The organism is Streptococcus sp. HMSC061E03, assembly GCF_001813505.1.
Lineage (GTDB): Bacteria > Bacillota > Bacilli > Lactobacillales > Streptococcaceae > Streptococcus.
The window spans coordinates 1-2,651 of the sequence record NZ_KV812796.1; the positions used below are offsets into that span (position 1 = coordinate 1).

The 2,651-nt window shown below is 41.6% G+C and carries 2 protein-coding genes; both read right to left on the reverse strand.

The genetic code is table 11. From position 1 onward, the window contains the following. A partial coding sequence (locus tag HMPREF2917_RS07760; RefSeq protein ID WP_176745958.1) for a GBS Bsp-like repeat-containing protein occupies positions 1 to 1,688 on the reverse strand: 1,688 nt, incomplete at its 3' end. A gap of 144 nt (positions 1,689 to 1,832) precedes the next feature. Next, positions 1,833 to 2,651: GBS Bsp-like repeat-containing protein (locus HMPREF2917_RS07765; protein ID WP_176745959.1), on the reverse strand; the 819-nt coding region annotated here is incomplete at its 5' end.

Genomic DNA, 2,651 nt, shown 5'->3' on the forward strand with positions numbered 1-2,651 from the left:
ATGACGTCAAAGGTACCTGTATCCTTGTTGTTGTTTTGGATTAAGATTGTACCAGAACGGCGGGCTTGACGCACCTCTGTCGTAGTTTCTGTGATGTAATTCCGTTGATTAGTTTGATCTACATAATAAACATGGACATTGTACTTACCATCCTCATTTTTATGATCTGAGGCTTTGATGGTCGCACGGTAGCTGCCATCACTTTGACGCACTGCTTTATGCCAGACTAGATCATCAGGCCCGTTTGAATCTGACCATGTTGGGATCAGAACTTCTTTCAAACCAGTTGGAGCAACAACATTACGAATAACGGCATCAAATGTGCCTGTTACAGTATTGTTGTTCTCAATTGTGACAGTGCCACTTGGTTTAACTTCACGTACTTCTGTCGTTGTCTTTGTGATGTAGGCTTTTTGATTATTTTGATCTACGTAGTAGACATGAACGTTGTACTTACCGTCATCATTTTTATGATCTGAAGTTTTGATGGTAGCTCGGTAGCTGCCATCACTTTGACGGACTGCCTTATGCCAAATCAAATCGTCCTGACCATTTTTGTTAGACCAAGTAGGGACTAAGACCTCCTTCAAACCATTCGGCGCCACCACATTACGAATAACTGCATCAAAGGTAGTGGAATCATGATTGTGCTCAATCGATAGCGTCCCACTTGGTTTGAGTTGACGAACTTCTACTACTTTTTCAGTCAAATAGAATCGATTGTTGGATTCATCTATAAGATAAGCATCAGCACGATATTTCCCTGTAGAGTTCTTATGATCTGTTGCCTTAATCGTCACTCGGTAAGAACCATCGGCTTGACGAGTTGCCTTATGCCAGATAAGGTCGTCTTGACCACCAGCTAAACTCCATGAAGGAACAAGAACTTCTTTTAAACCTGTAGGAGCAACAATGTTACGAACAACTGCATCAAAAGTACCTGCTGCAGTATTGTTGTTTTCAATCGTAAGGACACCACTTGGTCGAGCATAATCAACAGCCACTACTTTTTCAGCAATGTAGTGACGATTATTCGAGTTATCAACAATATAAGCGTCTGCTCGGTAGTTTCCTTTGTTTCCTTTATGTTCGCTCGCTTTAATAGTGACACGATAGCTACCATCAGTTTGCTTAGTCGCCTTATGCCAGATAAGGTCATCTTGACCATTCTCTAAACTCCATGATGGAACTAAAACTTCTTTTAAACCGGTTGGAGCAACAATGTCACGAACAACAGCATCAAAGGTGCCCGATACTGGATTATTATTTTCAATTGAGAGAGTACCGCTCAGCCTCTTTACTTCTTCAACCGGCAAGCTGTTGTTTAATGTCTCTGTTTCACGTGCACTATCTATATTTGAAGTGTGATTAGCTACTACAGACGATGCCGGAAGAGCTGTTTCGATCTTTTCTTCAGTAACATATTCCGCAAATTGATTATTACTTGACGCAGATCTAGGATTAGGTGTTGTTACAACAGGTTTTTCTGTCTGAACTGCTTGATCAGTTTTCACCCCATCGGTTGCAATATTCTGAGCTTCTGATTCCCTTGTTGTTTTCAAAACGACAGCTGAAGTATTTTCTGAGGTTTGATCAGATGCGCCTTGTTCATCGGCCTTGACCTGTTGTGTCGAAAAAGCTAACAAAACGGCTGTCCCAGCATAAAAAATAAGATCTTTCTTTTTCATATATCTTCCCTTACATTGTTTTATACGGATTATACCCACATAGTAGTATTATAGCACAAACTGTCAGATCAAGAAACAACTTCATTAGAATATTTCATACTTAATCAGAAGAAAAAAAGAAGGCCAAATCGGCCTTCTATATGCTTATGCAAAAATAGAGAAGAAAGGTGCTCCGAGCTTGTTATCCATTGGGTCTTTACTCTTAATGGAGTGAAGATAATTGATGGAGTACCAGCCGTTGTTGCCGCTATTATATGGATCGCGTACATAGGTTCTACCATTATCATAGCCATGCAAGACCAACTCATGGGTATAAGGATCGCTAGTAAATTGGCTATTGCCTACCGCAGCAAGTACATGCTTGCCAGCCATGAGGGCTTCTGCAATGCCTCCAGCTCCGTTAACCAATTGACTCTTCAAGCCCCAGTTACGAGTGGCAGCTACAATCCCATCAGAATCTGTTCCTGCTTCACCTTTGTTAAATGAATCAGTATTGTTGTAGAGATAATCAGCTACTGTTGTTGGCAAAATCGTTCTGCCAAGGATATCTGTGAAGGTCATGGCAAGAGAGGTTGGCACACAACCTGACTGATCGACATTGCTCACACCATACCATTTCCCAGCCCAACGAGGATCACGTTGAGAATAATAGGTTGTTTGTGGATTCACCTTTTGATTTCGTGGAGACAAAGCCGTCTGACCTAGGTTAAAACCTTCAACTCCCCCATCTTTGTAGTCTACATAGACGTGAGTGGTATAGTTGCCCGCTTCATTACCGTGATTATTGGCAGAAACTGTGATCTCTGTGTGCATACCTGTTGGGGTTGCGGAATACCAGTAAAGATTTTCTTGATGAGCTTTAGACCAAGCTGCGACACGAATATTCTTAATCTGACGACCTTGAGGCGCTTGATCCACCGTTACTGTAAAGGTTCCAGCACCAGAATTGACATTCTTGATAGA